The 4,172-nt window shown below is 73.6% G+C and carries 4 protein-coding genes and 1 pseudogene; 3 read left to right on the top strand and 2 right to left on the bottom strand.

Annotated elements, in window-relative coordinates; all coding sequences use genetic code 11:
- Nucleotides 1-566: P-type ATPase actuator domain-containing protein (locus CCN35_RS15015; RefSeq protein ID WP_483883421.1), on the bottom strand; the 566-nt coding region annotated here is incomplete at its 3' end.
- A 657-nt stretch (nt 567-1,223) separates the two neighbouring features.
- Between CCN35_RS15015 and dhaK the strand changes: the two genes are divergently transcribed.
- From dhaK to CCN35_RS15000, 3 genes are read left to right on the top strand one after another with little or no spacing between them, the layout of a single operon-like run.
- Nucleotides 1,224-2,216, top strand: a complete 993-nt coding sequence (dhaK, locus tag CCN35_RS15010; RefSeq protein ID WP_067389648.1) for a dihydroxyacetone kinase subunit DhaK — start codon at nt 1,224-1,226, stop codon at nt 2,214-2,216.
- Nucleotides 2,217-2,262: 46 nt separating this feature from the next.
- Entirely contained in the window at nt 2,263-2,868 is a 606-nt protein-coding gene (gene dhaL / locus CCN35_RS15005) for a dihydroxyacetone kinase subunit DhaL (RefSeq protein ID WP_067389644.1), read from the top strand.
- A 1-nt stretch (nt 2,869) separates the two neighbouring features.
- The gene (locus CCN35_RS15000; RefSeq protein ID WP_067389641.1) at nt 2,870-3,295 is read left to right on the top strand and encodes a PTS-dependent dihydroxyacetone kinase phosphotransferase subunit DhaM; all 426 of its coding nucleotides are present in this window, start codon (nt 2,870-2,872) and stop codon (nt 3,293-3,295) included.
- A 261-nt stretch (nt 3,296-3,556) separates the two neighbouring features.
- On the opposite strand, the pseudogene CCN35_RS14995 reads toward CCN35_RS15000, so the two are convergent.
- A pseudogene (locus CCN35_RS14995) lies at nt 3,557-4,172 on the bottom strand (glycoside hydrolase family 75 protein); the annotation flags it as partial.

Below are 4,172 nucleotides of genomic sequence, written 5' to 3'. Positions count from 1 at the left end.
TGGAGGGGCTCACCGGTGAGCACCGATTCGTCGAGCACGGCGGCGGCGCTCTCCACACGGCCGTCGACCGGGACCACCTCGCCCGGGCCGACGACGAGAAGGTCGCCGACGGCGACCTCGTCCAGCGGCACCGTGACCACGTCGGCGCCGGTGCGGCGGCGTGCGAAACGCGGCGCGTGCTCCAGCAGGGCACGCAGATCGTGAAAGGCCCGGCGCTGGGCCGCGGCCTCCAGGGTGCGGCCGGTGGCCAGCATCAGCGCGATCAGGGCGCCGGCCAGGTACTCGTGGACGGCCAGGGTGCCGCCGAGCGCGAGTACCGCGATGAGGTCCACGCCCGCGCGTCCTTGGCGCAGCGCGGTGAGCACCCACATCACCGCGGGGACGACGGCAAAGAGGGTGCCCAGGGCCCAGAAGAGGTCGGAGAGGGCTCCGGCACCGGCGAGCCGGGCGATGCCGCCGGCGGTCAGGGCCGCCACGGTGACGGCCAGGAGGACGGGTTCGAGCCGCGGTGGCACGACCGCCGCGGTCAGGCGGCGCAGCCGTGCGGCGAACGTGCGATGGGTCATGGCGTACCTCGGTCCGTCGGGCAGCGCGGTCGCGGAGCCGGTTCTCTCTTCATCGCATCTCCCTCACCTCCATCACACCGCACCCCCGGGCAGTGCGGCAGGGACGTACGCCCCTGTTCCAGGGTCGTGCGGACGCGGTGCACACGCGATGCGGCGGTCTGAAGGCGCGGGGCGGCCCGGGGCGGTGGCGCAGGTCGTCGTGGCCGGCACCGCGCAGGCTGGTCCGTCCCCGGCGGGCGAAGGGGCCGCACCTCGGACACCACCCGGTGGAAGAGCCCTTCCGCCGCACCGGTGATTCACCGCTCGGCCGGGCCCGATCCGTTTCCGTCCGACAGGTACGGGCCGGCCTGGTGAGACGCCGGTGGGCCCGCAGCCGCCCGTTTTCTCGTCCACCTGTGCGGTCGTCACAGGTGTCCTTCGCCGCCACAAGGCCGATACTGCCGGTAGGAGGCTTCGGTCTCCTCCGTCCGCCCGTCCGAGTCTCCGTCCGAGTTTCCTGACGAGCCGTCGGCGGCGTCGGCGCCGAACCGGCGCCGGCACCGCCGGACACCGTTTCCGAGCGTCACGGACCGCCGAGATCGACAACAGCCCCCGCGCGACCTGATCGGCGGAAACGCGGGTCGGGGCCACATCCGCCGAGATCCCTGGGAGGTACCCATGAAGATGCTCATCAACGTTCCCGAGACCGTGGTCGCGGACGGGCTGCGGGGCATGGCGGCCGCCCATCCCGAGCTGACGGTCGACGTGGAGAACCGGGTGGTGGTACGGCGGGACGCGCCCGTGGCCGGGAAGGTCGCCCTCGTCTCCGGCGGCGGGTCGGGGCACGAGCCGCTGCACGCGGGGTTCGTGGGACCCGGGATGCTCTCGGCGGCCTGTCCGGGGGAAGTCTTCACCTCGCCGGTGCCCGATCAGATGCTGCGGGCCGCGGCGGCCGTGGACAGCGGGGCGGGTGTGCTGTTCGTCGTGAAGAACTACACCGGGGACGTGCTCAACTTCGACATGGCGGCCGAGCTCGCCGAGGACGAGGGCATCCAGGTGGCGAAGGTCCTGGTCAACGATGACGTGGCGGTGACCGACAGCCTGTACACGGCGGGGCGGCGCGGCACCGGTGCGACGCTGTTCGTGGAGAAGATCGCGGGTGCGGCGGCCGAGGAGGGGCAGCCGCTGGAGCGGGTGGAGTCGATCGCCCGCCAGGTCAACGAGAACTCCCGCAGCTTCGGTGTCGCCCTGAGCGCGTGCACCACCCCGGCCAAGGGCAGCCCCACCTTCGACCTGCCGCCCGGGGAGCTGGAGCTGGGCATCGGCATCCACGGGGAGCCGGGACGGGAGCGGCGGCCGATGATGACCTCGCGAGAGATCGCCGACTTCGCGGTGCACGCGATCCTGGAGGACCTGCACCCGAGCGATCCCGTGCTGCTGCTGGTCAACGGCATGGGCGCGACCCCGCTGCTCGAGCTGTACGGCTTCTGCGCCGAGGTGCACCGGGTGCTCGCCGAGCGGAACGTGGCCGTCGCCCGCACGCTGGTGGGCAACTACGTCACCTCGCTGGACATGGCGGGTGCCTCGGTCACCCTCTGCCGGATCGACGAGGAACTGCTGCGTCTGTGGGACGCTCCTGTGAATACGCCGGGCCTGCGCTGGGGCATGTGAGTCCTGGGAACCGTCTCCACCCCACCTACCACGCAAGGGAGATCCCGTGCTCGACGCCGACTTCTTCCGCCGTTGGATGACGGCGACCGCCGAGGCCGTGGACCGCGAGGCGGAACGGCTCACCGCTCTCGACTCTCCCATCGGGGACGCCGACCACGGCAGCAATCTGCAGCGCGGGTTCGCGGCCGTGCGGGCCGCGCTGGAGAAGGAGGCACCGGACACTCCCGGTGCGGTCCTGATCCTCGCCGGGCGTCAGCTGATCTCGAAGGTCGGCGGCGCGTCGGGACCGCTGTACGGCACGCTGCTGCGCCGTACCGGCAAGGCGCTCGGGGATGCCGCCGAGGTGAGCGAGGAGCAGCTGGCCGAAGCGCTCAGAGCCGGGGTGAGCGGGGTCATGACGCTGGGCGGGGCGGCGCCGGGCGACAAGACCATGGTGGATGCGCTGGTACCGGCCGTGGACGCGCTCGGTGACGGCTTCGCCGCGGCGCGTGCCGCCGCCGAGGAGGGGGCCGTGGCGACCACGCCTCTGCTGGCCCGCAAGGGCCGGGCGAGCTATCTGGGCGAGCGCAGCATCGGGCACCAGGATCCGGGGGCCACGTCGTCCGCCCTGCTGATCGCCGCACTCGTCGAGGCAGCGGCGGCGGAGGCCTGACATGGGTGGCGACAAGTCGAGCGAGGACAAGACCGTCGGGATCGTGCTGGTCTCGCACAGCGCCGAGGTGGCGGCGTCGGTGGCCGAGATGGCGAAGGGGCTGGCCGGAGGGGCCGCGGGGGTGCCGGTGGCCACGGCCGGCGGTCAGGAGGGCGGTGGGCTGGGCACCAGTGCCGAGCTGGTCCGTGCGGCGGCCGCGTCCGTGGACCGGGGGGCCGGGGTGGCCGTTCTCACGGATCTCGGCAGTGCGGTGCTCACGGTGAAGACGCTGCTCGCCGAGGGCGACGAGCTGCCGGACAACACCCGTCTGCTGGATGCTCCGTTCGTGGAGGGCGCGGTGGCCGCGGTGGTCACGGCGGCGGCGGGAGCCGACCTCGACGCGGTGGAGGCGGCGGCGACGGAGGCGTACGGCTACCGGAAGGTGTGAGCGGCGGCCGAGGGCGTGGGGCGGTGGCACGGGTCATCGTTCCCGCGCCGTCCCGTCGCGTTTCCGGGCCGTTGGCCCGTCCTTCCGCGCCGTCCCGTCGCTCTCCCGGACCGAGTCGCCGTTCCCCTGGGCCGGCTCGCCGGTCCCCCGGCTCTCCCCTGCCGGCTCGCCCTTCTCCTGCGCCGGGCCCCGGGCCGGCTCGTCGCTCCCCCGTGTCGCGCCGTCGTCTCCCCGCGCCGCCTCGTCGCTCTCCCGGGCCGCCTGTCCGTCCACCAGCCGGCGGGCCAGCCGTTCGCCGAGGGCCACGGCGGCCGCACGGTCCTCGATGGCGTCGAGCCGGGAGTTCTTGAACACGATGTAGGTCACGCCCGAGCTCACGCCGCCGGTGCTGGGATGGGCGGGGATGCCCAGGTTCCGGGCAGCGGCGTACGAGGCCTCGCCGATGATCTCGCGCGGCCCGATGTCGCCCACCACCGCGTACTCCACACGGTCCCGGTAGACGATGGCCGCGACCGAGCCCCCGCCCACGCCGTGGGCGCGATGGTCCCAGATGCGGCTCGCCGCGGGCAGGACGACGTACGGCAGCCGTTCGGCGTCGAGGCGGCGGCCGTCGGACTGCCGGTAGGCCGTGGCCGGGGAGAAGTGCGGGTCGGTGCGGTGGTTGCAGCGGGCGGTGGGACGCCCGTCGCAGTCGATGTCCATGTCGGCCTTCCAGAAGACGGCGTCGTCCAGCCCGCAGACGGGAACGGTGGGCGGCGCGCCGGCGTCGAGCCGGTAACGACCGCGGGAGATCGGTCTGCACTGCCGTACCGCGGCCAGCAGGTCGGCGGCCCGGACGGGACCGGTGTCGTCGCTTCGGGCCGCCGACCTGCTGGCC

Source organism: Streptomyces thermovulgaris (assembly GCF_002155915.1).
Lineage (GTDB): Bacteria > Actinomycetota > Actinomycetes > Streptomycetales > Streptomycetaceae > Streptomyces > Streptomyces thermovulgaris.
This window is presented reverse-complemented; position numbering and strand designations above follow the sequence as displayed.

What these genes read in the sequence shown, in the direction of transcription:
- dhaK (WP_067389648.1), top strand. Translation starts at nt 1,224, where the DNA reads ATGAAGATGCTCATCAACGTTCCCGAGACCGTGGTCGCGGACGGGCTG.
- CCN35_RS15000 (WP_067389641.1), top strand. Translation starts at nt 2,870, where the DNA reads ATGGGTGGCGACAAGTCGAGCGAGGACAAGACCGTCGGGATCGTGCTG.